The organism is Serratia sp. TSA_198.1 (genome assembly GCF_052686505.1).
Map to the genome: position 1 here is coordinate 62,909 of NZ_JBQZFP010000009.1, position 23,362 is coordinate 86,270.

Here is a 23,362-nt window from a genome sequence, read left to right on the forward strand (position 1 = left end):
CAGAGACTTTGTTTTGCGAAGGAGCAATCATGTTAGAACTCTTCTTTCTCATTGGCTTTGTAGTGATGCTGATGGTGACCGGAATTTCGCTGCTGGGTGTCTTCGCCGCGTTACTGGTCGCGGCGGCGTTTATGCTGCTGGGCGGCCTGTTGGCGATGGTGATCAAGCTGCTGCCCTGGTTGATTTTGGCGGTGGTGGGCGTTTGGATATACCGTTCGATGCAGAAGCCGCAAATACGCCGTTACTGATTTTTTGTCGAGTAATCAGACAGTCACGCTGAAATTTGCGTAACGAATGCATCGTGAATGCGGCGACGATCACACCTTGGTGTTTTAAATGCGAATGCGGCACATTAAGCGTGTTTTTTGCGTTTAGGGGCTGGTAGGATATTTGTCGATGCAGCGATGCGACCTATTTCATCACCGCAAGAGACAATAATACCCAATACGAGCGTTGCTGAAGCAACCCCCCTGTCTCTGGCGGACTCTGCTCTACCCCTACAAATGCAGTAATAGAAAGGGCTCCTTACGGAGCCCTTTTCTTTTGCGTGGGGATCAGGGGATCAGCAGGCTTGAACCGCTGGTCTTGCGGCTTTCCAGCACCTCATGCGCACGTTGCGCATCGGCCAGCGCAAATTTTTGCTCTTCTTTTACGTCGACCTTGATGGCGCCACTGCCGATCAACGAGAACAGTTCATTGCTGGCGAACTGCAACTCCGCGCGGTTAGTGACGTAACCGTTGAGCGAAGGGCGGGTGACGTACAGCGAACCTTTCTGGTTCAGCAATGCCAGATCGACGCCGGTTACCGGGCCGGAGGCGTTGCCGAAGCTGACCATCAGCCCACGGCGCTTCAGGCTATTGAGTGAAGCCTGCCAGGTGCTTTGGCCCACCGAATCGTACACCACGCCGACTTTTTCGCCCTGCGTCAGTTCAGACACGCGCTGGGCGATATCTTCTTGATGGTAATTGATGGTCGCCCAGGCGCCAGCGCGTTTAGCCAGTTCAGCTTTTTCGTCAGAACCGACGCTGCCGATAAGCTTTGCGCCGAGCGCCTTGGCCCACTGGCAGGCAATCAGCCCGACGCCGCCTGCGGCGGCATGGAACAGAAACACTTCGCCCGGCTGCACTTCATGGGTTTGACGTAGCAGATAGTGTACCGTCAGCCCTTTCAGAAACGAGGCGGCCCCCTGCTCAAAGCTCAGGTTGTGCGGCAGGATCGCCACTTTTTCCACCGAAACATTGTGAACGTCGCTGTAGGCGCCGAGTGACGACTGGGCGTAAACCACGCGGTCGCCCGGTTTCACCGCGCTGACGCCGGCGCCTACCTTGATCACTACGCCGGCCGCTTCGGTGCCCAACCCGCTTGGCAGGCTGGCGGGCGCATAGAGGCCGCTGCGAATATAGGTATCGATATAGTTGATGCCGATCGCCTTATTCTCAACCTGTACCTCACCGGCTGCCGGATCGATAGGTGTAAAATCAACGTATTGCAACACTTCCGGGCCGCCGGTGGCGGAGAATTGAATGCGCTTTGCCATTTCATTACCTCGTTGGGGTGTCTGATTTCACCCTACGCGTTTTAGTATCGACGATCCAGTTTAGCCGGGTGCGGATTGATACCTTTTTTGCATCGGTTATGCCGCGGGAATCACAGATAAAAATCACGTATACTCTCGCGTCAGGATTCTCCATTCGCAACCGGATAAAGAATACGCTTCATGGCAGGAAAAAAACCAACCAACAAAACTTACGCGGACGAAGCCAGAGATCGCCCTCGAGATCGCCAGATGGAAGGGCTGAAGATGCCGCCACATTCGCTGGAGGCGGAACAGTCCGTGTTGGGCGGTTTGATGCTGGATAACGAACGCTGGGATAACGTATCGGAACGCGTGGTCTCCAACGATTTCTTCAGCCGCCCGCACCGCCTGATCTTTACCGAGATGCAGCGGCTGTTGGAAATGAGCCGGCCTATCGATCTGATCACCCTGTCCGAATCGCTCGAGCAGCGCGGCGAACTGGATTCGGTGGGCGGTTTCGCCTATCTGGCCGAGCTGTCGAAAAACACCCCAAGTGCCGCCAACATCGGTGCTTATGCCGACATCGTGCGTGAACGTGCGGTCGTGCGCGAAATGATCTCGGTAGCCAACGAGATCGCTGACGCCGGTTATGATCCGCAGGGCCGCAGCAGCGAAGATCTGCTCGATCTGGCCGAATCGCGGGTATTCCAGATCGCGGAAAATCGCGCCAGTAAAGATGAAGGCCCGAAAGGCATCGAGCGTATTCTGGAAGACACCGTTTCGCGTATTGAGCAGCTGTATCAGCAGCCGCACGACGGCGTTACCGGGGTAGACACCGGCTATCAGGATCTCAACAAGAAAACCGCCGGTTTGCAAAAATCGGATCTGATCATCGTCGCCGCCCGTCCTTCGATGGGGAAAACCACTTTCGCCATGAACCTGTGCGAACACGCCGCGATGACGCAGGAAAAGCCGGTGCTGATCTTCAGCCTGGAGATGCCCGGCAACCAGATCATGATGCGTATGCTGGCGTCGCTGTCGCGCGTCGACCAGACGCGTATCCGTACCGGCCAGCTCGACGACGAGGACTGGGCGCGCATTTCCAGCACCATGGGGATCCTGCTGGAGAAGCGCAATATGTACATTGACGACTCCTCTGGCTTGACGCCAACCGAAGTGCGCTCCCGCGCGCGCCGTATTTTCCGCGAACATGACGGCCTCAGCCTGATCATGATCGACTACCTGCAGCTGATGCGTGTGCCGGCCCTGTCCGACAACCGTACGCTGGAAATCGCAGAAATCTCCCGCTCGCTGAAGGCGCTGGCGAAAGAGCTGCAGGTGCCGGTGGTGGCGCTGTCGCAGCTGAACCGAAGCCTGGAGCAGCGCGCCGACAAACGCCCGGTCAACTCAGACCTGCGTGAGTCCGGTTCCATCGAGCAGGATGCCGACCTGATCATGTTCATCTACCGTGATGAGGTTTATCACGAGAACAGCGACATGAAAGGGATTGCCGAAATTATTCTGGGTAAACAGCGTAACGGCCCGATCGGTACCGTGCGCCTTACCTTTAACGGCCAGTGGTCGCGTTTCGATAACTACGCGGGGCCACAATATGATGATGAATAATCAGCTAAGGAACTGAAATGAAAGCGGCAACCGCTGTAATCGACCGCCGCGCTCTGCGACATAATCTGCAACAGGTGCGCCGCCAGGCGCCGCAAAGCCGCCTGATTGCCGTTGTGAAAGCAAACGCTTATGGACATGGCCTGCTGGAAACAGCCCACACTCTGCAAGACGCCGACTGCTACGGCGTGGCGCGCATTGGCGAGGCGCTGATGCTGCGCTCCGGCGGCATCGTGAAACCGATCCTGCTGCTGGAAGGCTTTTTCTGCGCTGAAGATCTGCCGGTGCTGGTGGCGAATAACATCGAAACCGCAGTGCACAGCATCGAACAGCTTGAAGCGCTGGAGCAGGCCGAGCTGGCGCGCCCGGTGCCGGTATGGATGAAGCTCGATACCGGCATGCACCGCCTGGGCGTGCGTCCGGAACAGGCCGAGGCGTTTTATCAGCGTCTGAGCGCCTGCCGTAACGTGGCGCAGCCGGTCAATATCATGAGCCACTTCAGCCGCGCCGATGAACCGGACTCTGACGCTACGCTCAAGCAAATGCAGTGTTTCGAAAGTTTTGCCCGTGGCAAGCCGGGCCAGCGCTCTATCGCCGCTTCGGGCGGCACCTTGTTGTGGCCGGATGCGCACAATGACTGGGTACGGCCGGGCATTATCCTGTACGGCGTTTCTCCGATGGAGGATGCCTGCGGCAGCCAGTTTGATCTGCAGCCGGCGATGACGCTGAAATCCAATCTGATTGCGGTGCGCGACCACAAGGCCGGCGAGTCGGTGGGTTACGGCGGCACCTGGGTGAGCGAAGGCGACACCCGGCTGGGCGTGGTGGCGATGGGTTACGGTGATGGTTACCCGCGCAGTGCGCCCTCCGGTACCCCGGTATGGCTTAATGGCCGTGAAGTGCCGGTGGTCGGCCGGGTATCTATGGACATGATTTCGGTCGATCTCGGGCCAAACGCTACCGATAAGGTCGGTGATGAAGTGGTGCTATGGGGCAAGGCGTTGCCGGTTGAGCGCATTGCTGCCTGTACCGGCATCAGCGCCTATGAGCTGATTACCAAGCTGACACAGCGCGTAGCGATGGAATATATCGGCGAATAACCTGTCGTGGGCCGGCAAGGTGCCGGCCCTAATCTTCAACGCGTTACTTCTTTACCGCCAGCCACTGATCGATAATGCTCTGATACTCGCCGGTCGCTTTGGCCAGGTGCAGCCACTGATCCACATACAGCTTCCAGCTCAGATCATCACGCGGCAACATATAGGCCTTCTCGCCGTATTGCAGCGGTTTGTCCGGATTGACCGCGCACAGTTTCGGATAGTGTTTTTGCTGATACAGCGCCTCGGAAGCGTCGGTAATCATCACATCGGCTTTCTTGTCCACTAACTGCTGAAAAATACCCACGTTATCATGGGTCAACGTCAGCTTGGCGTCGGGCAGGTAAGCATGTACGAACGCTTCGTTGGTGCCGCCCGCCGGTTCCAGCAGGCGCACGGATGCCTTGTTGATCTGCTCGACCGTCCGGTATTTCTTCACGTCGGTGCAGCGCACCAGCGGGATTTTGCCGTCGGTATCCAGCTTATCGGCGAAGAACACCTGTTTTTGCCGCTGTAGCGTGACGGAAATGCCGCCCATGGCGATGTCGCACTTGCCGGCGACAAAGTCCGGCGTCAGGGTTTTCCAACTGGTTTTCACCCACTTCACTTTGGCGCCCAGGCTCTTGGCCAACGATTCCGCCATGGCGATATCAATGCCTTCGTAGCTGCCGTCTTCCTTCAAAAAGGTGTAGGGCTTGTAATCGCCGGTGGTGCACACTTCCAGCGTGCCCTGTTGTGTCACCTTATCCAGATGGGATTGGGCGCTGGCGCTCCCTGCGGCGACCAGCAGTGCGAGAGGTAATAGCTTTTTCATCTGTTTCCCTTGCTTATACGTTATTGGATTCAGCAATGGCGCCCGGTGCGGCGGCGTTCTTTTTCTTCAGCAGATAGCTTGCCGCCAGCACCAATAGCCAAACCGGAATCAACCATACCGAAATCCGGATGCCTGGCGTCATAAACATAATGACCAAAATCCCGGCTAAAAACAGCAGACAAATCAGATTGGTGAACGGGTAACCCCAACTTTGGAAACGCGTTTGCTGCCCGGCCAGCCGCTTGGCGCGCCGAAACTTCAGGTGAGTAATGCAGATCATTGCCCAGTTGATCACCAATGCGGACACCACCAACGCCATCAGCAATTCAAACGCCTTGCCCGGCATCAGGTAATTGAGCAGCACGCACAGTGCGGTCACCAGCGCCGACACGCTCAGCGCCGCCAGCGGAATGCCGCGCCGGTTGGTCTTCAGCAGTGCGCGGGGGGCGTTGCCTTGTTTCGCCAGCCCAAACAGCATGCGGCTGTTGCAGTACACGCAGCTGTTGTACACCGACAGGGCGGCGGACAGCACCACCATGTTCAGTAGCGTCGCCACCAGATTGCTGTCCAGCGCATGGAAGATCAGGACGAACGGGCTGCCGCCTTCCACCACCTTCTGCCACGGATACAGTGACAGCAGCACCGCCAGTGCGCCGACATAAAACAGCAGAATACGGTAAATCACCTGATTGGTGGCTTGTGGGATGCTTTTCTCCGGGTTATCTGCTTCGGCGGCGGTAATGCCGACCAGCTCCAGACCGCCGAACGAGAACATGATCACCGCCATTGCCATCACCAGGCCGCTGATGCCGTTAGGGAAGAAACCGCCGTATTGCCACAGGTTGGCCACGCTGGCGTCCGGCCCGCCGTGCCCGCTGGCCAACAGCCAGGCGCCAAATGCGATCATGCTGATGATCGCCGCCACTTTGATGATGGAAAACCAGAACTCCATCTCGCCGTACACTTTGACGCTGGTCAGGTTGATGGCGTTGATCGCCACAAAGAATACCGCTGCGGAGACCCAGGTCGGAATTTCCGGCCACCAGTACTGTACGTAAATGCCCACGGCGGTGAGTTCCGCCATGCTCACCAGCACGTACAGTACCCAATAGTTCCAGCCGGACATAAAGCCGGCAAAGCCGCTCCAGTATTTATTGGCAAAATGGCTGAAGGAACCGGCCACCGGCTCTTCCACCACCATTTCACCCAGTTGGCGCATGATAAAGAAGGCGATAACCCCGGCGATGGCGTAACCGAGCAGCACCGAGGGGCCAGCCATTTTTATGGTCTGGGCAATGCCGAGAAACAGACCGGTGCCGATGGCGCCGCCGAGAGCGATCAGCTGGATATGACGGTTTTTTAACCCTCTTTTCAACTGGTTTTCTGACTGATGATTGTCCATCTGTGTTCCCCAAAAAGGTAAATGCGTGTCGCTGGGGATTTAGCAACTATCGGGCCAGTGAGTATGGGGATGGGGACACATCACTAATAACCTGCTGAAAACGTTATTTAATTATTTTTTCACTTTAACTCACGAACCGTGCATTAAACTGTGTTTATTGCAGAATTTATGGCGTTTTAACCTTATTTCTCGCACGTAATGCCCGTATTGGGTGCCTGTGATGACCGGAAATGGGCCAGGGTGGTGCAATGAAATTGTGAGGCGTCGCCGGGGAATCAAAACGGGGGGATTACAGGGGCAAAAAAACTGATAGTCTGTAACGTCAACATTTCTTAACGGGTTTACAGGTGGCTATGTACAACATTGACGATTTTGATATGAAAATCCTGACGCTGTTACAGGCCAATGGCCGTCTGACCAATCAGGAATTGAGCGAGCTGGTGGGGTTGTCCGCTTCCCAGTGCTCACGGCGGCGCATCAGCCTGGAACAGGCTCAGTTGATCCGCGGCTACCATGCGCGGCTGGCGCCGGAGGCCGTTGGGTTGGGCATGGTGGGGTTAATCGAAGTGAGCCTGACCAACCATGCCCAGGAGCATGTGGACAGCTTTCATCGCATGCTGGAAGAGGTTGACGCTATTCTCGACGCCTATAAAACCACCGGCGACGCTGACTATCTGTTAAAGGTGGCCGTGGCCGATCTGGCAGCGCTGAGCGACTTTATCAGCAAGACTCTGTCTATGCACAAGAGCGTAGCGCACGTGAAAACCGCGGTGGTACTGAATCGGCTGAAAGAAAACGGACTGCTGCCGGTAGCGCGCTGATCGGACATTGCCGCATCCATTTAATGAACCATTTAGGGGCGATCTGCACCATTAATGGGCATTTAATGCGGAGGTTGGTCTATAAATCTGCATTTAATGCGTGATGCTTGCGGTTGTTTTGTTTTTTATGCGTATTTTGTGCATTTTTTATTTTAAATAAAAACAGCGGCTTATTGTGCGTAAATGCCGAACATCCTGCGAAATCGCATGATGACGGCTGTTTTACTTATCTTATGGTGTGGCTTTTGCATTATTCAGCGTACAAACCCGGTTCACCGGGCGGTGATGGCAACCTACTTTGAGTAATAACACCATGGATAACTGCATCAGCCCTGAAGACAATATTTCCCATACTCTGCTGGAAGACGTGCTGGCGATCCTGATCGGCACGCTGATGGTGTCGTTCGGCGTGATCCTGCTGCGGCAGGCCGGCGCGCTGACCGGTGGCACCGCCGGATTGGCCTTCTTAATCAATTACCTGACACCGCTGTCGTTCGGCGTAGCGTTCTTTTTGCTTAACCTGCCGTTCTATTATCTGGCGATCCGCCGTATGGGGTGGGCGTTCACCGTCAAAACCTTCTGCTCGGTGGCGCTGGTGTCGATATTTTCCGATTTGCACCCCTATTTCATCCATTTCGACCGCCTGCAGCCTTTTTATGCAACGGTGTTCGGTAGCATGATCATGGGGTTAGGGTTTATTGTATTATTTCGCCATAAGGCCAGCCTGGGCGGCGTCAATATTCTCGCGCTGTATCTGCAGGATAAATACGGTTTGCGCGCCGGCAAATTGCAAATGGCGGTCGATATTTCTATCGTGTTAGCCTCACTGTTTGTGGTGAATATTTCCCTGCTAATTGCGTCTATATTAGGTGCAATGGTGCTGAATCTGATTATCGCGATGAACCATCGCCCTGGTCGTTACAGCGTTTGAATCTGTACCTTCTGAATAACCCAATCTAGGAGAACGACCCCGTGTTCCAGAACGTTGATGCCTATGCAGGCGATCCTATCCTGTCGCTGATGGAAAAATTCAAAAAAGACACACGTGCGCACAAGGTTAACCTGAGTATCGGCCTTTACTATGACGAGCGGGGTATTATCCCGCAGATGAAGGCGGTTGCCGCAGCGGAAGCGCAGTTGAACAGCGTGGATCAGGGCGCGTCGGTCTACCTGCCGATGGAAGGCCTGCTGCCTTACCGTACTGCCATTCAGCATCTGCTGTTCGGTGCCGAGCACCCGATGCTGCAGCAGGGGCGCATCGCCACCATTCAGACCGTCGGCGGTTCCGGCGCGCTGAAAGTGGGTGCCGACTTCCTGAAAAGCTACTTCCCGGATTCGCAGGTGTGGGTCAGCGATCCTACCTGGGAAAACCATATCGCCATCTTCGGCGGGGCCGGTTTCAAAGTGAACACCTACCCGTACTTTGATGGCGAAAGCTTGGGCGTGAAGTTCGACGCCATGTTGAGCGCGTTGAAACAGCTGCCGAAACACAGCATCGCGCTGCTGCATCCGTGCTGCCACAACCCGACCGGCTCTGACCTGACCAATGCCCAGTGGGACGAGGTGGTCAAGGTGATCGCCGAGCGTGAGCTGATCCCGTTCCTCGATATCGCCTATCAGGGGTTTGGCGGCGGTATCACCGAAGATGCTTACGCTATCCGCACTATCGCCGCCGCCGGCCTGCCGTGCCTGGTGAGTAACTCATTCTCGAAAATCTTCTCGCTGTATGGCGAACGCGTCGGCGGCCTGTCGGTAGTGTGCGAAAGCGAAGAAGCCGCCGGACGCGTGCTGGGGCAATTGAAGGCCACCGTACGTCGCAACTACTCCAGCCCGCCGAACTTCGGTGCGCAGGTGGTGGCGAAGGTGCTGAACGATACGCAGTTGAAGGCCCAGTGGCTGGCGGAAGTGGAAAGCATGCGCACCCGTATCCTTGAGATGCGCAAAACGCTGGTAGAGGCGCTGAAAATCGCGTTGCCGCAGCGTAACTTCGATTACCTGCTGCAGCAGCGTGGCATGTTCAGCTACACCGGTTTCAGCGCGGCGCAGGTTGATCGCCTGCGTGAAGAGTTCGGCGTCTACCTGATCCACAGCGGGCGCGTTTGCATGGCTGGCCTGAACCACAACAACGTGCATCAGGTGGCCGAGGCGTTTGCCGCGGTGCAGTAATGTTGTTAGGGTGAACTGACGTTCGCAAAGGAGCGATAGCGATATCGCTCCTGAGTTTGATGACAAAGTTGTCTTTGAACCTGAGATACCCGGGCCTAGCGCACCGAGGGGCGCTCCGGCGGGCAAGCCGCTACGACCCCTTCGGCACGCTCTCCCTAATAACGGGCTTTGTCAGCAGTCTGAGGAGCGATAGCGATATCGCTCCTTTTTTGTTGTCGGTTTGCCGCCAAAGTTGCCGCAAACCGGATAGAGAATATACTGATTGAGGGGCGCTCACTCATGTGGCATCAGCAAACGCTTATCCTCAGCGCAAAAGCGCGTGGTTTTCATCTGGTTACCGAAGAGATTACCGACCAGTTAACCCACTTACACCGCCTGCAAACCGGCCTGCTGCATCTGTTGTTGCAGCATACCTCGGCCTCGCTGACGCTCAACGAGAACTGCGATCCCACGGTGCGAGCCGATATGGAGCAGCATTTCCTGCGTCAGGTACCCGAGAACGCACCCTATCAGCACGACTACGAAGGGCTGGACGACATGCCGGCACACATCAAATCCTCGCTGCTGGGCACATCTTTGATGCTGCCCGTCGGCCATGGGCGGCTGATGTTGGGCACATGGCAGGGAATTTGGCTGGGGGAGCACCGCATCCACGGCGGTTCACGCCGTATTGTGGCCACTTTACAGGGGGAGTAACCCAATGAATAACACAGCACTGCTGGAATACTGCATGGCGAAGCCGGGCGCGGAACAAAGCGACCAGAACCAGTGGCAGGCCAGCCAGATCAAGGTCGGCGACGTGATGTTCGCCATGGTGTGCGAGGTACAGGGCCGGCCGGCCCTGGCGGTGAAATCAAGCCCGGAGTTGGCGGAAAGTCTGCGCGAGCATCACCCGGAGATCGTCGCCTGCGCTGGCCTGAACAAGGCGCACTGGAATACGGTGTTTCTCGACGGTAACCTGCCGAACTCGCAATTTTACACCTTGATCGACAGTTCATATCAGCTGGTGCTGGAAGGGTTACCCGACCACGTGCGGCAGGAACTGCGCGCTTAACCGTCAGGGCAGGCGTGGCCGCCTGCCTTTTCCGTTCCGTTGTCTCCTTTTTTCTCTTTAAATTGTGATCGCGATTCGAGAATGGGAACGTTCCCGTTTCATTGCGCACCAGGAAGGACTAGGCTTTTTAATCGATGAGCCGCGAGACCAAAGGATGCCGTGAGATGGCCATGAGTGAAGAAAAACGCAAGATGATTGCCGGCGAACTGTACGATGCCGGTGACGAGCTGCTGCGCAGCGAACGCAAGCGTGCGCGCCAACTGGTGCACCATTACAACCATTCATCCCCGGACGAGGGCGATCTGCGTAAACAGTGGCTGACGGCGCTGTTGGGCCAGTATCAGGGGGGAACCATCGAACCGACGTTCCGCTGCGATTACGGTTATAACATCTATCTGGGGAAGAATTTTTACGCCAATTTTGACTGCGTCATCCTGGATGTGTGCGAAGTGCATATTGGTGATAACTGCCTGTTGGCGCCGGGGGTGCATATTTATACCGCTACCCATCCGCTGGATGCGCAAACCCGCGTCGGCGGTGCGGAGTTCGGCAAACCGGTAAGCATTGGCAATAATGTCTGGATCGGCGGCAGGGCGGTCATTAACCCCGGCGTTACTCTGGGAGATAACGTGGTGGTGGCGTCTGGGGCGGTCGTCACCAAAGACGTACCGGCCAACTGCGTGGTCGGCGGCAATCCGGCGCGGGTGATTAAACAGCTATAACAAAAAACGGGCGCCGCAGTGGGCGCCCGTAGCATTATGCTCGCAGAGAGTTGATATCCACCACGAAACGGTATTTCACGTCGCTTTTCAGCATGCGCTCATAGGCTTCGTTGATTTGCTGCATCGGGATCAGTTCGATATCCGAAGTAATGCCGTGCTGGCCGCAGAAATCCAGCATCTCCTGGGTTTCTGCAATACCGCCGATCAGTGAACCGGCGAGGCGGCGGCGTTTCATGATCAGGTTAAACACCTGCGGTGACGGGTGGTCATGTTCCGGCGCACCGACCAGCGTCAAGGTGCCATCACGCCGCAGCAGGTTGAGGAACGGGTTCAGATCGTGCTGAGCCGCCACCGTGTTGAGAATAAAATCGAAGCTGTTGGTGTGCTGCGCCATTTCTTCCGGGTTGCGCGAGATCACTACCTCATGAGCGCCGAGGCGTTTGGCGTCTTCAACTTTGGAAGCCGACGTGGTGAACAGCACCACATGAGCGCCCATTGCCCGCGCCAGCTTGACCCCCATATGCCCCAGGCCGCCTAGGCCGACGATACCGACCTTCTTGCCTGGCCCTGCACCCCATTGGCGCAGTGGCGAATAGGTGGTGATACCGGCGCAAAGCAGCGGCGCGACGCCGGCCGGATCGAGGTTTGCCGGCACCCGCAGCACAAAGTCCTGATCCACCACCATAGCGGTTGAGTAGCCGCCGTAGGTGATGGCGCCGGTTTGCCGATCCTGGCCGTTATAGGTGCCGGTAAAGCCGTTTTCACAGTATTGCTCCAGCCCTTCGTCACAGCTAGGGCAGCTGCGACAGGAATCGACCATGCAGCCGACGCCGACCAGATCGCCAACCTGATGGCGGGATACGTGGTTGCCGACGGCGGTCACGCGGCCAACAATTTCATGGCCGGGCACCACCGGGAAAATCGAGTTGTTCCATTCGTTGCGGGCCTGGTGCAGATCCGAATGGCAAACGCCACAGAACAGAACTTCGATTTGCACATCGTGGTCGCGTAGGGCACGCGGTGTGTAATCGAAAGGTACGAGCGCTGACTTCGCGTCATGCGCGGCATAGGCATGCGTAATGTTCATGGTAACTCCAGTCATCAGTGAATGGGGGGAGAATGCTTTCCGGCGGCAGAGTGCCGGTGAGACGCGGCCCAGGTCATACGGGCGGCGCAGAGGGAACATTGATGATAAAAGGGGCGAGCAGGGAGGGAAATGCCTGAAAATGTCTAAATCTTGCCTGTTTCTCTTTAATTTGGGCAGAACGGTTAAAATGGCGGGCCGCAAAAGGGCCCGCCGGCAAGAAAGGTTATTTCTTCATTTTCAGTAACGGCTTGAGGAAGCGCGCGGTATGCGAAGCTTCGCAGTTGGCCACGGTTTCCGGCGTGCCGGAGACCAGGATTTCACCGCCGCCGCTGCCGCCTTCCGGCCCCAGGTCGACAATCCAGTCCGCCGTTTTAATCACGTCCAGGTTGTGCTCAATCACCACGATGGTGTTGCCCTGATCGCGCAGCTGATGCAGCACCGCCAGCAGTTGCTGGATATCGGCGAAGTGCAGACCGGTGGTCGGCTCATCAAGGATATACAGCGTCTGGCCGGTACCGCGTTTAGACAGCTCGCGCGCCAGCTTGACGCGTTGCGCCTCACCGCCGGACAGCGTGGTCGCCGACTGGCCGAGGCGAATGTAGGACAGGCCGACGTCCATCAGCGTTTGCAGCTTGCGCGCCAGCGCCGGCACCACGTCGAAGAAATCGCGCGCTTCTTCGATGGTCATCTCCAACACTTCGTGGATGCTCTTGCCTTTGTACTTCACTTCCAGCGTCTCACGGTTATAGCGCTTGCCTTTGCACTGGTCGCAGGGCACGTAGATATCCGGCAGGAAGTGCATTTCCACCTTGATCACGCCATCGCCCTGACAGGCCTCGCAGCGCCCGCCCTTGACGTTGAAGCTGAAGCGGCCTGGGTTATAGCCGCGGCTGCGCGACTCCGGTACGCCGGCGAACAGCTCGCGCACCGGGGTGAAGATGCCGGTGTAGGTGGCCGGGTTGGAGCGCGGGGTGCGGCCGATCGGGCTCTGATCGATGTCGATCACTTTGTCGAAATGTTCGAGGCCGGTCACTTCGCGGAACGGCGCAGGTTCGGCAATGGTGGCGCCGTTGAGCTGGCGTTGGGCGATCGGGAACAGCGTGTCGTTGATCAGCGTGGATTTGCCTGAGCCGGAGACCCCGGTGATGCAGGTAAACAGCCCCACCGGCAGCGTCAGCGTCACGTCTTTCAGGTTGTTGCCGCGCGCGCCGCTCAGCTTCAACACCTTGGTCGGATCGGCAGGTACGCGCTGCTCAGGGATGGCAATCTCGCGTTTGCCGCTGAGGAACTGGCCGGTCAGCGATTCGGGCTGCGCCATGATGTCTTCGACGGTACCTTCCGCCACCACCTGGCCGCCATGCACACCGGCGCCGGGGCCGATATCGATCACGTGATCGGCGGCGCGGATGGCGTCTTCGTCATGCTCGACCACGATCACCGTGTTGCCCAGGTTACGCAGGTGGATCAGCGTTTCCAGCAGGCGTTCGTTGTCACGCTGGTGCAGGCCGATCGACGGCTCATCAAGAACGTACATTACGCCCACCAGGCCGGCGCCGATCTGGCTGGCCAGACGAATACGCTGCGCCTCGCCGCCGGACAGGGTTTCCGCCGAGCGAGACAGCGACAGGTAGTTAAGCCCGACGTTCACCAGGAATTTCAGGCGGTCGCCAATCTCTTTCAGGACTTTTTCGGCGATCTGGGCGCGCTGGCCGCTGAGCTTCATGTTCTGGAAGAAGGTCATGGCGTGGCCGATGCTCAGATCGGAGATTTCCGGCAGCGTGGTGTCTTCGACAAACACGTTGCGCGCTTCTTCGCGCAGGCGAGTGCCGTGACACGAGGCGCAAGGGCGGTTGCTGATAAACTTCGCCAGCTCTTCGCGCACCGCGCTGGATTCCGTCTCTTTATAACGGCGTTCCATGTTGTGCAGCACGCCTTCGAACGGGTGGCGGCGCACGGTGGTATCACCGCGATCGTTAATGTATTTGAACTCGATCGACTCTTTGCCGGAACCGCTCAGCACCGCTTTCTGCACGTTGGCGTCCAGAGAGTTGAACGGCGCTTCGACGTCGAAGGCATAATGTTCCGACAGCGAACGCAGCATCTGGAAATAATAAAAGTTGCGACGATCCCAACCGCGGATCGCACCGCCGGCCAACGAAAGCTCGGGGTTCTGCACCACGCGTTCCGGATCGAAGAACTGCTGCACGCCCAGGCCGTCACAGGTCGGGCAGGCGCCGGCCGGGTTGTTGAACGAGAACAGACGCGGTTCCAGCTCGCGCATGCTGTAGCCGCAGATCGGGCAGGCGAAGTTGGCGGAGAACAGCAGCTCATCCGCTTTTTCGTCGTCCATGTCGGCCACTACCGCCGTGCCGCCGGACAGCTCCAGCGCGGTTTCGAACGATTCCGCCAGGCGCTGCGCCAGATCTTCACGCACCTTGAAGCGATCGACCACCACTTCAATGGTGTGCTTTTTCTGCAGCTCAAGCTTCGGCGGATCCGAGAGGTCACACACTTCGCCGTCGATGCGCGCGCGGATATAGCCCTGGGTCGCCAGGTTTTCCAGCGTTTTGGTGTGCTCGCCCTTGCGGTCTTTCACCACCGGTGCCAGCAGCATCAGGCGTTTGCCTTCCGGCTGGCTGAGAACGTTGTCCACCATCTGGCTGACGGTTTGCGCCGCCAGTTCCACATGGTGATCCGGGCAGCGCGGTTCGCCGACGCGGGCGAACAGCAGGCGCAGGTAATCGTGGATCTCGGTGATGGTGCCGACCGTGGATCGCGGGTTATGCGAGGTGGATTTCTGCTCGATGGAAATCGCCGGCGACAGACCTTCAATATGGTCGACGTCCGGTTTTTCCATCAGCGAAAGAAACTGGCGTGCATAGGCGGAGAGCGACTCGACGTAGCGGCGCTGCCCTTCGGCATACAGGGTATCAAAAGCCAGCGAGGACTTGCCTGAACCGGACAAACCGGTGACGACGATCAGCTTGTCACGCGGGATAATCAGGTTGATGTTTTTGAGATTATGGGTTCGAGCACCACGAACTTCGATATTGTCCATTTACACTTCCCGTCTTGATGATACACCGCGCCTGTCTGGGTTTAGTGCGGGTGATTTTGTGATCAACCGCGCAAAAAACCGGCACAGCCAGTACGAAACGCATAATTATGACACAAAAAAACCTGAATGAATATCCAGTATACGAATGCAACAAGGTCGTTCGAAAGGACAATTCTGGAATACAATACGCAGTTATCAACACGGGTGTCGTTTCAGGCTGAGCGTGTTAAACTTACTCGTTTATACTGTGTAAAAATCAATCATCAGGAGAGTTCTCATGGCCAGCAGAGGCGTAAACAAAGTAATTCTGGTCGGGAATCTGGGCCAAGACCCGGAAGTCCGTTACATGCCGAATGGCGGCGCAGTGGCCAACATTACCCTGGCGACCTCCGAAAGCTGGCGTGACAAGGCGACTGGCGAGCAGAAAGAAAAAACCGAGTGGCACCGCGTTGTGTTGTTCGGCAAGCTGGCTGAAGTTGCGGGCGAATATCTGCGTAAAGGTTCCCAGGTGTATATCGAGGGTGCCCTGCAGACCCGTAAATGGACCGATCAGGCTGGCGTAGAAAAATACACCACCGAAGTTGTGGTTAACGTTGGCGGCACCATGCAGATGCTGGGCGGCCGTCAAGGCGGCGGCGCACCTGCAGGCGGTGGTCAGGCAGCAGGCGGCCAGGGCGGTTGGGGCCAGCCTCAGCAACCACAGGGTGGCAACCAGTTCAGCGGCGGCCAGCAGGCGCGCCCAGCGCAGAACAACGCGCCGGCAGCCAGCAGCAACGAACCGCCAATGGACTTCGACGACGATATTCCTTTCTGATATCGGGCTGTCTGAAGCCAATAAAAAAGCCCCTTTTCGGGGCTTTTTGCTTTTCTGCCAACCTTAAGCCGAGAAGCCGCCGTCGATGCTCAGACTGGCTCCGGTGATGTAGCCCGCTTGCGGGCCGGCCAGATAGGCGACAAAGCTGGCGATCTCTTCGTCTTTACCGTAGCGGCCGATGGCCATCAGCTGTTTCAACTGCTCGGCGAAATCGCCGTCGTCCGGGTTCATCTCGGTATCCACCGGGCCGGGCTGCACGTTGTTGACGGTGATACCGCGTGGGCCGAGATCGCGCGCCATGCCCTTGGTCAGGCCGACCAGCGCGGATTTGCTCATCGCGTAAACGGCGGCGCCGCCAAAGGGCACGCGCTCGGCGTTGGTGCTGCCGATGTGAATGATGCGGCCACCGTCGTTCATATGGCGCGCAGCTTCCTGGCTGGCAACAAAGACGCTGCGTACGTTCACCGCGAGCATACGGTCCAGATCTTCCAGCGCCAGTTCTTCGGTGCTGCCCAAGGTAAACACCCCGGCGTTGTTCACCAGAATGTCCAGATTGCCGAAGCTGTTCACCGCCTGGCGTACCGCCTGCTGTACTGCGGCGGCGTCGACGCTGTCGGCTTTGATGGCGATAGCCTTGCCGCCGGCGGCGGCGATTTCACTCACCACGGCATCGGCCCGGTCGGCGGAAGCTGCGTAGGTGAATGCCACCGCGGCACCATCGTGCGCCAGCCGTTTGACGATGGCGGCGCCGATACCGCGTGAACCGCCCTGAACGAATGCGACTTTGCCTTGCAGAGAGAGGGTTGCTGACATGATGTTTCTCCAGAGTGGGTAAGGTTAAAAAATCTACCGGACCAGTATCGGAGAAACGCAACGTGGCCACTAGCCCCAAAGCGCTATAATCAGCTTAAACCATAGGTTTGAAATCAACAGAGGAAAGCCATGCTCGGCCATCTGGAATGTTTTGTCAGCAGCGCGGAAAACGGCAGTTTTTCCGCTGCCGGCCGCAAGCTGGGCATCAGCTCTGCGGCGGTGGGGAAAAATGTCACCAAGCTGGAGACGCTGGTGGGTGTACGGCTATTCCAGCGCAACACGCGCAAGTTGATCCTGACCGAAGAGGGGGAACGTTTTCTTCAGGAAGTGAGCGGCGGTTTGCAGTCGATCCAGTGCGCGCTGAAAAGGGTGAACAGCAGTGGCTCTGTCGCGGCAGGTACGCTAAAGGTCAGCATGGGTACCGCTTTCGGTCTGCATTTCGTGATGCCTCTGTTGCCGGCGTTTTTGTCACGTTACCCGGCGATCGTGCCAGACTGGCATTTTGACAATCGCAAAGTGGATATGATTGGCGAACACTTCGACGCCGCAATTGGCGGCGGTATTGAATTGGCGCAGGGAATGATTGCGCGTGAATTGGCGCCGGCCCACGGGGTATTGGTGGCCTCGGCGGAGTATCTGCGGCGTCATCCGCTTTTGAGCCAACCGGAACAGTTGGCGAACCACGCGGGGATTTTTATCCGTTCGCCGCAAACCGGGCGGATTCGCAACCTGCCGCTGCGTAATGCGGATAACGAACAGCGGGCGCCCTTGATGACCGTTAACATGACGGTGAATGAGCCGGAGGCGGCGGCGCGAGCGGCGGAAATGGGGCTGGGCATTGCGTTGATCTCCATGCCAAGCGCCTTGCCTTATCTGGAAAGTGGTCGCTTATTGCGGGTGCTGCCAGCCTGGTATGTCGATCGCGGCAGCGTCTATCTTTACTTTCCCACTACCAAATTTCTGCCCAGCAAAACCCGGGCGTTTGTCGATTACATCACCGAGCAATTTCGCCTGCAGAAGCTGGCGACGCGTTTTGATGCGCGCTAGAAACGAGAAAAGCCCCTCGCGGGGCTTCTTTCTTCCGTCAGTGGGCTGTCTGACGATCAGTTGAAGATTTCAGCGGTGCCGTGCAGTTTGTTCTGGCCACCGGCGGCGATGATGCGGTAAGAGCTGGCGCCTGATGCAGCGGCCTTGTTAGCCAGTTCGGCTTCCAGTGCGCTCAGGTTAGAGGCACCGGCAACGGAGACGACACCGATTTTCTGAGCGTCGGCCGCAGGTTGGCTGGAAGGCTGCTCAGCGGCAACGGAAGCGAAAGAAGCGGTAGTCAGCAACAGAGCGGTAGCAAAAATTTTGATGTTCTTCATGATTCAATCCTCAGGGTATTTGTCAGATGAGAGGTTGTATCCTCTCGATGCGTTGAATAATAGACCTGCATGCCCAAAGAGAAAATCGGAGAGTTTTGAGTATTTAATTCAAATAAATTGACTTAATTTTGAAGGCTGGCGTGCTGGAATAATCGCCACTACCCTTTAAAGGTGATTCTTAAAGGGGAGCGCAATGGCATCAGATCCGCTTTACCGCATCACTGACGATCGACTGAGGCTGCGCACCGTGTCGCTGCAAATCGGTAACGGCGTGCAGACTGGCGAACTGGGTTGGCAACGGATTGGAGAAACTTCATGGTTATCGTGCACCATCTGAATAATTCACGCTCGCAGCGTATCTTGTGGTTTCTGGAAGAACTGGGTGTGCCTTATCAGGTACAGCGTTACCAACGCGATCCGCAAACCCTGCTGGCGCCGCCGGAGCTGAAAAAGATCCACCCGTTGGGCAAATCCCCGGTGATTGTCGATGGCGATCTGACCCTGGCGGAATCCGGCGCCATTATCGAATATTTGCAAGAAGCCTACGATGCCCAGGGGCTGTTTATCCCGACCGACCATCATGCTCGCCAACAATACCGTTACTGGCTGCATTATGCGGAAGGATCGCTGATGCCGCTGCAGGTCATGAAGCTGGTATTCAGCCGCCTGGGGCAATCGCCGGTCCCCTGGTTGTTGCGGCCGCTAGCGGGGGCGATTGGCAAAGGGGTTCAGCGGGAATATCTGGACAAACAGATCGCCACGCATCGCGATTATCTTGAGCAGCACCTGAGCAAAAGCACCTGGTTTGTCGGCAATGAATTCAGCGCGGCGGATATCCAGATGAGCTTTCCGCTGGAAGCGATGGCGGCGCGCGGTTCGCTGGACAATTGCCCGAAGCTGCGCGGCTATCTGCAGCGTATCCATACCCGGCCAGCCTACCAGCGGGCACTGGAGCAGGGCGGCCCTTATGAACTGCTGAGCTGAGGGCATGAACTATACTTGACGGGTTAACGTCTGTTCGGAGATAGCCTATGCCTACGCAAATTTTTGTTAACCTGCCGGTGGACAATTTGCCCGCATCCATCGAGTTTTTTACCCAGTTGGGTTTCAGCTTTAATCAGCAGTTTACCGATGATACCGCCGCCTGCATGGTGGTCAGCGAGACCATTTATGTAATGTTGCTGACTCACGATAAATTCAAAATGTTCACCCCGAACCCGATTGGCGATGCCAGGAGGGCGACCGAAGTGCTGCTTTGCCTGTCGCAGCCCAGCCGGGCGGCGGTGGACAGCCTGGTGCGCAAGGCGATTGCCGCCGGCGGCAATACCTATAATCAGCCGCAGGATTACGGTTCTATGTACGGCCACGGTTTCCAGGATTTGGACGGCCATATCTGGGAACTGATGTACATGGATGAAAAAGCCGCACAGGCTCAGTAGCCGGTTTTTGCCCCCTGAGCCGGGGGCGCCCCATCGGATTTACCTATGTGACAAATCTCGCCATTTCGATAATGATTGATCCCGGCGCTTTTCTGCATGAATTGCCGCGATCTTGGTTGATCAGAGGGTATGGAAGGCCGGATAATCGTTTGCCTTGAATAAACCACCATAAATCACCCGTATCACGCGATGAGAGTTAAACGTTTGCCTTTTAACGCCACGCCGATGGGCGGTGCGGCCGAAGGGCAGGGAAGCTGACGTGATGGAAACGATTCCGTAATGAACATGCGTGGGCGGAATAACAAGCCTTGTGAAACGGGCTGGCAATGAAATACAGGGGACAGCAACATGTCGAATTCTCAAGCGAACAACGCCGTTAAACCAAAAGGCGGGCTTGATGGCTATTTTAATATTTCCGCACGCGGCAGCTCCGTGCGTCAGGAAGTGGTGGCGGGATTAACCACTTTCCTGGCGATGGTTTACTCGGTGATCGTGGTGCCGAGCATGTTGGGCAAAGCGGGCTTCCCGCCAACGGCGGTGTTTGTTGCCACCTGCCTGGTCGCCGGTCTCGGCTCATTGCTGATGGGGCTATGGGCTAACCTGCCGATGGCCATCGGTTGTGCGATTTCCCTGACCGCCTTTACCGCTTTCAGCCTGGTGCTGGGCCAGCACATCAGCATCCCGGTGGCGCTGGGCGCGGTCTTCCTGATGGGCGTGCTGTTCACCATCATCTCGATAACCGGCATCCGTTCCTGGATCTTGCGCAATTTGCCGATGGGCGTGGCGCACGGTACCGGTATCGGCATCGGTCTTTTCCTGCTGCTGATCGCCGCCAACGGCGTGGGTCTGGTAGTGAAGAATCCGCTGGATGGCCTGCCGGTGGCGCTGGGCGCATTCACCTCTTTCCCGGTGGTGATGACGTTGCTCGGTCTGGCGGTGATTTTCGGGTTGGAAAAACTGCGTGTACCCGGCGGTATTTTGCTGGTGATCATCGCCATTTCGGTGATTGGCCTGCTGTTTGACCCCGCGGTGAAATATCAGGGGCTGTTCGCCATGCCAAGCCTGGCGGACGCCAATGGCAATTCGTTGATCTTCAGCCTGGATATTATGGGTGCGTTGCAACCTGTGGTGTTGCCGAGCGTGCTGGCACTGGTGATGACCGCAGTGTTTGACGCTACCGGCACCATTCGCGCGGTGGCCGGGCAGGCCAACCTGCTGGATAAGGACGGGCAGATCATCAACGGCGGCAAGGCGCTGACCTCGGATTCCCTGAGCAGCATTTTCTCCGGCCTGGTGGGCGCGGCCCCGGCGGCGGTCTATATCGAATCCGCAGCGGGCACCGCGGCGGGCGGTAAAACCGGCCTGACCGCAACTGTGGTCGGCCTGCTGTTCCTGCTGATCCTGTTCTTGTCGCCGCTGTCTTATCTGGTACCGATTTACGCTACTGCACCGGCGCTGATGTACGTCGGCCTGCTGATGTTGAGCAACGTCACCAAGCTGGACTTCAATGATTTTGTCGACGCCATGTCCGGCCTGCTGTGCGCGGTGTTTATCGTGCTGACCTGCAATATCGTCACCGGTATCATGCTGGGCTTCAGCTCGCTGGTGATTGGCCGCATTTGCTCCGGTGAATGGCGCAAGCTGAATATCGGCACCGTGCTGATCGCGGTGGCGCTGGTGGTGTTCTATGCCGGCGGTTGGGCGATTTAATCCGCTGTGTTTCCCCCACCCGTTGGGTGGGGGAAAGTCTGACCTTCTTCCCCTTCAGAAAAGTCTTCTTCTTTCTGTGCTGCGTTTTGAAAGGCACAACAAGCTTTAATCGCTGTAAAAAAAGTGATCTACTATCGGGGTATATATCAGAGATGTAGTCTGAACCCGAGAGTCTAAGGAAAGCATGGAAATATTTTTTACAATCCTCATTTTGATCCTGGTGGTTTCCCTGTCCGGGGTGGTGACACGTATGTTGCCGTTCCAGATACCGCTGCCGTTAATGCAAATTGCCATCGGGGCTCTGCTGGCCTGGCCGCATTTCGGGCTGCATGTCGACTTTGACCCCGAACTGTTCCTGGTGCTGTTTATCCCGCCGCTGCTGTTTGCCGACGGTTGGAAAACCCCAACGCGCGAATTTCTGCATCACGGCCGTGAAATCCTGGGGCTGGCGCTGGTGCTGGTGTTGCTTACCGTGGTCGGGGTCGGTTACCTGATTTACGCCATGGTGCCGGGTATCCCGCTGGTGGCGGCGTTTGCGCTGGCGGCAGTGCTGTCGCCAACGGACGCCGTGGCGCTGGGCGGCATCGTCGGTAAAGGGCGTATTCCGAAACCGATCATGGGCGTGCTGGAAGGCGAGGCGCTGATGAACGATGCGTCCGGCCTGGTTTCGCTCAAGTTCGCCATCGCGGTGGCGATGGGCACCATGGTGTTTACCGTGGGTGGCGCTACCCTGGAGTTCTTGAAGGTCGCTATCGGCGGCCTGCTGGCCGGTGTGGCTGTCACCTGGTGCTACAGCAAATCGCTGCGGATGATGAGCCGCTGGAGCGGCGATGATCCGGCCACGCAGATCGTGTTCCTGCTGCTGTTGCCGTTCGCTTCCTATTTGATTGCCGAACATATCGGCGTCTCCGGCATTCTGGCTGCGGTTGCCGCGGGGATGACCATCAGCCAGTCCGGCGTGATCCGCAATGCGCCACTGGCGATGCGCCTGCGCGCCAACAGCGTCTGGGCGATGCTGGAGTTCGTGTTTAACGGCATGGTGTTCATCATGTTGGGCCTGCAACTGCCGGGGATCCTGGAAACCTCAATCCTGCAGGCGGAGCTGGATCCGACCATTCAGACCTGGTACCTGTTCGCCGATGTGGCGATTATCTACGCAGCGTTGTTGTTGTTGCGCTTTACCTGGCTGTGGTTGATGAAAAACGCCAGCCGGCGTTTTATGAAAAAACGGCCATTGCAGTTTGGCGATTACAGTACGCGTGAGCTGTGGATAGCGTCGTTCGCTGGGGTGCGCGGGGCAATCACGCTGGCCGGCGTGCTGTCGATTCCGCTGCTGTTAAGTGACGGCACCGCCTTCCCGGCGCGCTATCAGTTGGTGTTCATCGCCGCCGGCGTGATCCTGCTTTCACTGATCGTCGGCGTGATGGCATTGCCGTTGCTGCTGCGCGGCGTAGTGGTGGCGGACAAGAGCGCCAGCAAGAGCGAGGAGCGGATGGCGATTGCCATGGCGGCGGAAGTGGCGATCGAAAGCATCAACAAGATGGAAGAACGCCTGGCCGTCGACGTGGAAGAAAACATCGACCCGCAGGTGCTGAAAGAGATCAGTTCACGGGTCGTGGGCACGTTGCGGCGGCGGATCACCACCAAAGACGATATCGAAAATGCGCTGATGCTGGAGAACCTCGAGCGACGCTTCCGCCTGACTGCACTGCGCGCCGAGCGCGGGGAGCTGTATCACCTGCGTGCAACGCAGAAAATCAGCAACGAGACGCTGCAAAAGCTGTTGCACGATCTCGACCTGCTGGAAGCGCTGCTGATAGAGCGCGAAGGGTAATGCCAACGGGGCCGCAGACGCGGCCCC

The 23,362-nt window shown here is 57.3% G+C and carries 23 protein-coding genes; 16 read left to right on the forward strand and 7 right to left on the reverse strand.

The window, feature by feature from the left end; all coding sequences use genetic code 11:
* The first annotated feature begins 29 nt into the window (after window positions 1-29).
* Window positions 30-248 carry an envelope stress response protein PspG gene (gene pspG / locus ACUTSW_RS23575; protein WP_013814742.1) on the forward strand — a complete coding sequence of 73 codons (219 nt, stop codon included), beginning with the start codon at window positions 30-32 and terminating at the stop codon, window positions 246-248.
* A 306-nt stretch (window positions 249-554) separates the two neighbouring features.
* Here pspG and ACUTSW_RS23580 read toward each other — a convergent pair whose 3' ends face one another.
* On the reverse strand, window positions 555-1,538 hold the full coding sequence (locus tag ACUTSW_RS23580; RefSeq protein WP_241921606.1) for a quinone oxidoreductase: 984 nt from the start codon (window positions 1,536-1,538) through the stop codon (window positions 555-557).
* A gap of 180 nt (window positions 1,539-1,718) precedes the next feature.
* Here ACUTSW_RS23580 and dnaB point away from each other — a divergent pair, with 180 nt between their 5' ends.
* Window positions 1,719-3,143 carry a replicative DNA helicase gene (dnaB, locus tag ACUTSW_RS23585; RefSeq protein ID WP_004948763.1) on the forward strand — a complete coding sequence of 475 codons (1,425 nt, stop codon included), beginning with the start codon at window positions 1,719-1,721 and terminating at the stop codon, window positions 3,141-3,143.
* A gap of 17 nt (window positions 3,144-3,160) precedes the next feature.
* Window positions 3,161-4,240: an alanine racemase gene (gene alr / locus ACUTSW_RS23590; RefSeq protein WP_445585494.1), complete on the forward strand. Its 1,080-nt coding sequence runs from the start codon at window positions 3,161-3,163 to the stop codon at window positions 4,238-4,240.
* 43 nt (window positions 4,241-4,283) lie between these two features.
* Here the strand turns inward: alr and ACUTSW_RS23595 are convergent, their stop codons facing one another.
* Together ACUTSW_RS23595 and ACUTSW_RS23600 are read right to left on the reverse strand one after the other, a co-directional pair.
* Complete coding sequence (locus ACUTSW_RS23595) at window positions 4,284-5,051, reverse strand: transporter substrate-binding domain-containing protein (RefSeq protein WP_006328341.1); 768 nt, start codon at window positions 5,049-5,051, stop codon at window positions 4,284-4,286.
* A 13-nt stretch (window positions 5,052-5,064) separates the two neighbouring features.
* Window positions 5,065-6,453 carry an amino acid permease gene (locus ACUTSW_RS23600; protein ID WP_062791596.1) on the reverse strand — a complete coding sequence of 463 codons (1,389 nt, stop codon included), beginning with the start codon at window positions 6,451-6,453 and terminating at the stop codon, window positions 5,065-5,067.
* A 353-nt stretch (window positions 6,454-6,806) separates the two neighbouring features.
* Here ACUTSW_RS23600 and ACUTSW_RS23605 point away from each other — a divergent pair, with 353 nt between their 5' ends.
* The 6 genes from ACUTSW_RS23605 (at window position 6,807) to maa (ending at window position 11,216) form a co-directional block, all read left to right on the forward strand.
* Entirely contained in the window at window positions 6,807-7,274 is a 468-nt protein-coding gene (locus tag ACUTSW_RS23605) for an Lrp/AsnC family transcriptional regulator (protein ID WP_004948752.1), read from the forward strand.
* A 313-nt stretch (window positions 7,275-7,587) separates the two neighbouring features.
* Entirely contained in the window at window positions 7,588-8,205 is a 618-nt protein-coding gene (locus tag ACUTSW_RS23610) for a YitT family protein (protein ID WP_006317804.1), read from the forward strand.
* Between the two features lie 41 nt (window positions 8,206-8,246).
* Window positions 8,247-9,440, forward strand: coding sequence for an amino acid aminotransferase (locus ACUTSW_RS23615; RefSeq protein ID WP_006328339.1), 1,194 nt, complete (start codon window positions 8,247-8,249; stop codon window positions 9,438-9,440).
* A gap of 279 nt (window positions 9,441-9,719) precedes the next feature.
* The gene (locus ACUTSW_RS23620; RefSeq protein WP_062868866.1) at window positions 9,720-10,136 is read left to right on the forward strand and encodes a secondary thiamine-phosphate synthase enzyme YjbQ; all 417 of its coding nucleotides are present in this window, start codon (window positions 9,720-9,722) and stop codon (window positions 10,134-10,136) included.
* Between the two features lie 4 nt (window positions 10,137-10,140).
* Entirely contained in the window at window positions 10,141-10,494 is a 354-nt protein-coding gene (locus ACUTSW_RS23625; protein WP_004948738.1) for an MmcQ/YjbR family DNA-binding protein, read from the forward strand.
* A 164-nt stretch (window positions 10,495-10,658) separates the two neighbouring features.
* Window positions 10,659-11,216: a maltose O-acetyltransferase gene (maa, locus tag ACUTSW_RS23630; RefSeq protein WP_062868865.1), complete on the forward strand. Its 558-nt coding sequence runs from the start codon at window positions 10,659-10,661 to the stop codon at window positions 11,214-11,216.
* Between the two features lie 34 nt (window positions 11,217-11,250).
* On the opposite strand, the gene ACUTSW_RS23635 is transcribed toward maa, so the two are convergent.
* Together ACUTSW_RS23635 and uvrA are read right to left on the reverse strand one after the other, a co-directional pair.
* On the reverse strand, window positions 11,251-12,303 hold the full coding sequence (locus tag ACUTSW_RS23635) for an NAD(P)-dependent alcohol dehydrogenase (protein WP_062868864.1): 1,053 nt from the start codon (window positions 12,301-12,303) through the stop codon (window positions 11,251-11,253).
* Between the two features lie 223 nt (window positions 12,304-12,526).
* Window positions 12,527-15,361 carry an excinuclease ABC subunit UvrA gene (gene uvrA, locus ACUTSW_RS23640; RefSeq protein WP_006328337.1) on the reverse strand — a complete coding sequence of 945 codons (2,835 nt, stop codon included), beginning with the start codon at window positions 15,359-15,361 and terminating at the stop codon, window positions 12,527-12,529.
* 277 nt (window positions 15,362-15,638) lie between these two features.
* Here uvrA and ssb1 point away from each other — a divergent pair, with 277 nt between their 5' ends.
* Window positions 15,639-16,175, forward strand: coding sequence for a single-stranded DNA-binding protein SSB1 (gene ssb1, locus ACUTSW_RS23645; RefSeq protein WP_006317814.1), 537 nt, complete (start codon window positions 15,639-15,641; stop codon window positions 16,173-16,175).
* Window positions 16,176-16,238: 63 nt separating this feature from the next.
* Here the strand turns inward: ssb1 and ACUTSW_RS23650 are convergent, their stop codons facing one another.
* A complete protein-coding gene (locus ACUTSW_RS23650) occupies window positions 16,239-16,988 on the reverse strand; it encodes a 3-oxoacyl-ACP reductase family protein (RefSeq protein WP_445585495.1) in 750 nt (249 codons plus the stop codon).
* A gap of 129 nt (window positions 16,989-17,117) precedes the next feature.
* On the opposite strand from ACUTSW_RS23650, the gene ACUTSW_RS23655 reads away from it, so the two are divergent.
* Window positions 17,118-18,035, forward strand: coding sequence for a LysR family transcriptional regulator (locus ACUTSW_RS23655; protein WP_445585496.1), 918 nt, complete (start codon window positions 17,118-17,120; stop codon window positions 18,033-18,035).
* A gap of 56 nt (window positions 18,036-18,091) precedes the next feature.
* On the opposite strand, the gene bhsA is transcribed toward ACUTSW_RS23655, so the two are convergent.
* Complete coding sequence (gene bhsA, locus ACUTSW_RS23660) at window positions 18,092-18,352, reverse strand: multiple stress resistance protein BhsA (RefSeq protein WP_062868861.1); 261 nt, start codon at window positions 18,350-18,352, stop codon at window positions 18,092-18,094.
* Window positions 18,353-18,545: 193 nt separating this feature from the next.
* On the opposite strand from bhsA, the gene ACUTSW_RS23665 reads away from it, so the two are divergent.
* The 5 genes from ACUTSW_RS23665 (at window position 18,546) to ACUTSW_RS23685 (ending at window position 23,335) form a co-directional block, all read left to right on the forward strand.
* The gene (locus tag ACUTSW_RS23665) at window positions 18,546-18,689 is read left to right on the forward strand and encodes a hypothetical protein (RefSeq protein ID WP_445585497.1); all 144 of its coding nucleotides are present in this window, start codon (window positions 18,546-18,548) and stop codon (window positions 18,687-18,689) included.
* On the forward strand, window positions 18,668-19,336 hold the full coding sequence (locus ACUTSW_RS23670) for a glutathione S-transferase family protein (protein WP_004948715.1): 669 nt from the start codon (window positions 18,668-18,670) through the stop codon (window positions 19,334-19,336). The genes ACUTSW_RS23665 and ACUTSW_RS23670 overlap by 22 nt, the downstream gene beginning before the upstream one ends.
* Window positions 19,337-19,383: 47 nt before the next feature.
* On the forward strand, window positions 19,384-19,791 hold the full coding sequence (locus ACUTSW_RS23675; RefSeq protein WP_062868859.1) for a VOC family protein: 408 nt from the start codon (window positions 19,384-19,386) through the stop codon (window positions 19,789-19,791).
* Window positions 19,792-20,139: 348 nt separating this feature from the next.
* Window positions 20,140-21,501, forward strand: a complete 1,362-nt coding sequence (locus tag ACUTSW_RS23680; RefSeq protein ID WP_004948711.1) for an NCS2 family permease — start codon at window positions 20,140-20,142, stop codon at window positions 21,499-21,501.
* Window positions 21,502-21,685: 184 nt separating this feature from the next.
* On the forward strand, window positions 21,686-23,335 hold the full coding sequence (locus ACUTSW_RS23685; RefSeq protein WP_062868858.1) for a Na+/H+ antiporter: 1,650 nt from the start codon (window positions 21,686-21,688) through the stop codon (window positions 23,333-23,335).
* The last annotated feature ends 27 nt before the right edge of the window (window positions 23,336-23,362 follow it).

Bases quoted from the DNA above. Each gene is read 5' to 3' on its own strand.
- ACUTSW_RS23655 (WP_445585496.1), top strand. From the start codon at position 17,118: ATGCTCGGCCATCTGGAATGTTTTGTCAGCAGCGCGGAAAACGGCAGT.
- ACUTSW_RS23580 (WP_241921606.1), bottom strand. From the start codon at position 1,538: ATGGCAAAGCGCATTCAATTCTCCGCCACCGGCGGCCCGGAAGTGTTG.
- ACUTSW_RS23680 (WP_004948711.1), top strand. From the start codon at position 20,140: ATGTCGAATTCTCAAGCGAACAACGCCGTTAAACCAAAAGGCGGGCTT.
- uvrA (WP_006328337.1), bottom strand. From the start codon at position 15,361: ATGGACAATATCGAAGTTCGTGGTGCTCGAACCCATAATCTCAAAAAC.
- ACUTSW_RS23675 (WP_062868859.1), top strand. From the start codon at position 19,384: ATGCCTACGCAAATTTTTGTTAACCTGCCGGTGGACAATTTGCCCGCA.
- ACUTSW_RS23620 (WP_062868866.1), top strand. From the start codon at position 9,720: ATGTGGCATCAGCAAACGCTTATCCTCAGCGCAAAAGCGCGTGGTTTT.
- dnaB (WP_004948763.1), top strand. From the start codon at position 1,719: ATGGCAGGAAAAAAACCAACCAACAAAACTTACGCGGACGAAGCCAGA.
- ACUTSW_RS23650 (WP_445585495.1), bottom strand. From the start codon at position 16,988: ATGTCAGCAACCCTCTCTCTGCAAGGCAAAGTCGCATTCGTTCAGGGC.
- pspG (WP_013814742.1), top strand. From the start codon at position 30: ATGTTAGAACTCTTCTTTCTCATTGGCTTTGTAGTGATGCTGATGGTG.
- ACUTSW_RS23685 (WP_062868858.1), top strand. From the start codon at position 21,686: ATGGAAATATTTTTTACAATCCTCATTTTGATCCTGGTGGTTTCCCTG.
- ACUTSW_RS23625 (WP_004948738.1), top strand. From the start codon at position 10,141: ATGAATAACACAGCACTGCTGGAATACTGCATGGCGAAGCCGGGCGCG.
- alr (WP_445585494.1), top strand. From the start codon at position 3,161: ATGAAAGCGGCAACCGCTGTAATCGACCGCCGCGCTCTGCGACATAAT.
- ACUTSW_RS23670 (WP_004948715.1), top strand. From the start codon at position 18,668: ATGGTTATCGTGCACCATCTGAATAATTCACGCTCGCAGCGTATCTTG.
- ACUTSW_RS23610 (WP_006317804.1), top strand. From the start codon at position 7,588: ATGGATAACTGCATCAGCCCTGAAGACAATATTTCCCATACTCTGCTG.
- maa (WP_062868865.1), top strand. From the start codon at position 10,659: ATGGCCATGAGTGAAGAAAAACGCAAGATGATTGCCGGCGAACTGTAC.
- bhsA (WP_062868861.1), bottom strand. From the start codon at position 18,352: ATGAAGAACATCAAAATTTTTGCTACCGCTCTGTTGCTGACTACCGCT.
- ACUTSW_RS23635 (WP_062868864.1), bottom strand. From the start codon at position 12,303: ATGAACATTACGCATGCCTATGCCGCGCATGACGCGAAGTCAGCGCTC.
- ACUTSW_RS23665 (WP_445585497.1), top strand. From the start codon at position 18,546: ATGGCATCAGATCCGCTTTACCGCATCACTGACGATCGACTGAGGCTG.
- ACUTSW_RS23605 (WP_004948752.1), top strand. From the start codon at position 6,807: ATGTACAACATTGACGATTTTGATATGAAAATCCTGACGCTGTTACAG.
- ACUTSW_RS23595 (WP_006328341.1), bottom strand. From the start codon at position 5,051: ATGAAAAAGCTATTACCTCTCGCACTGCTGGTCGCCGCAGGGAGCGCC.
- ACUTSW_RS23600 (WP_062791596.1), bottom strand. From the start codon at position 6,453: ATGGACAATCATCAGTCAGAAAACCAGTTGAAAAGAGGGTTAAAAAAC.
- ssb1 (WP_006317814.1), top strand. From the start codon at position 15,639: ATGGCCAGCAGAGGCGTAAACAAAGTAATTCTGGTCGGGAATCTGGGC.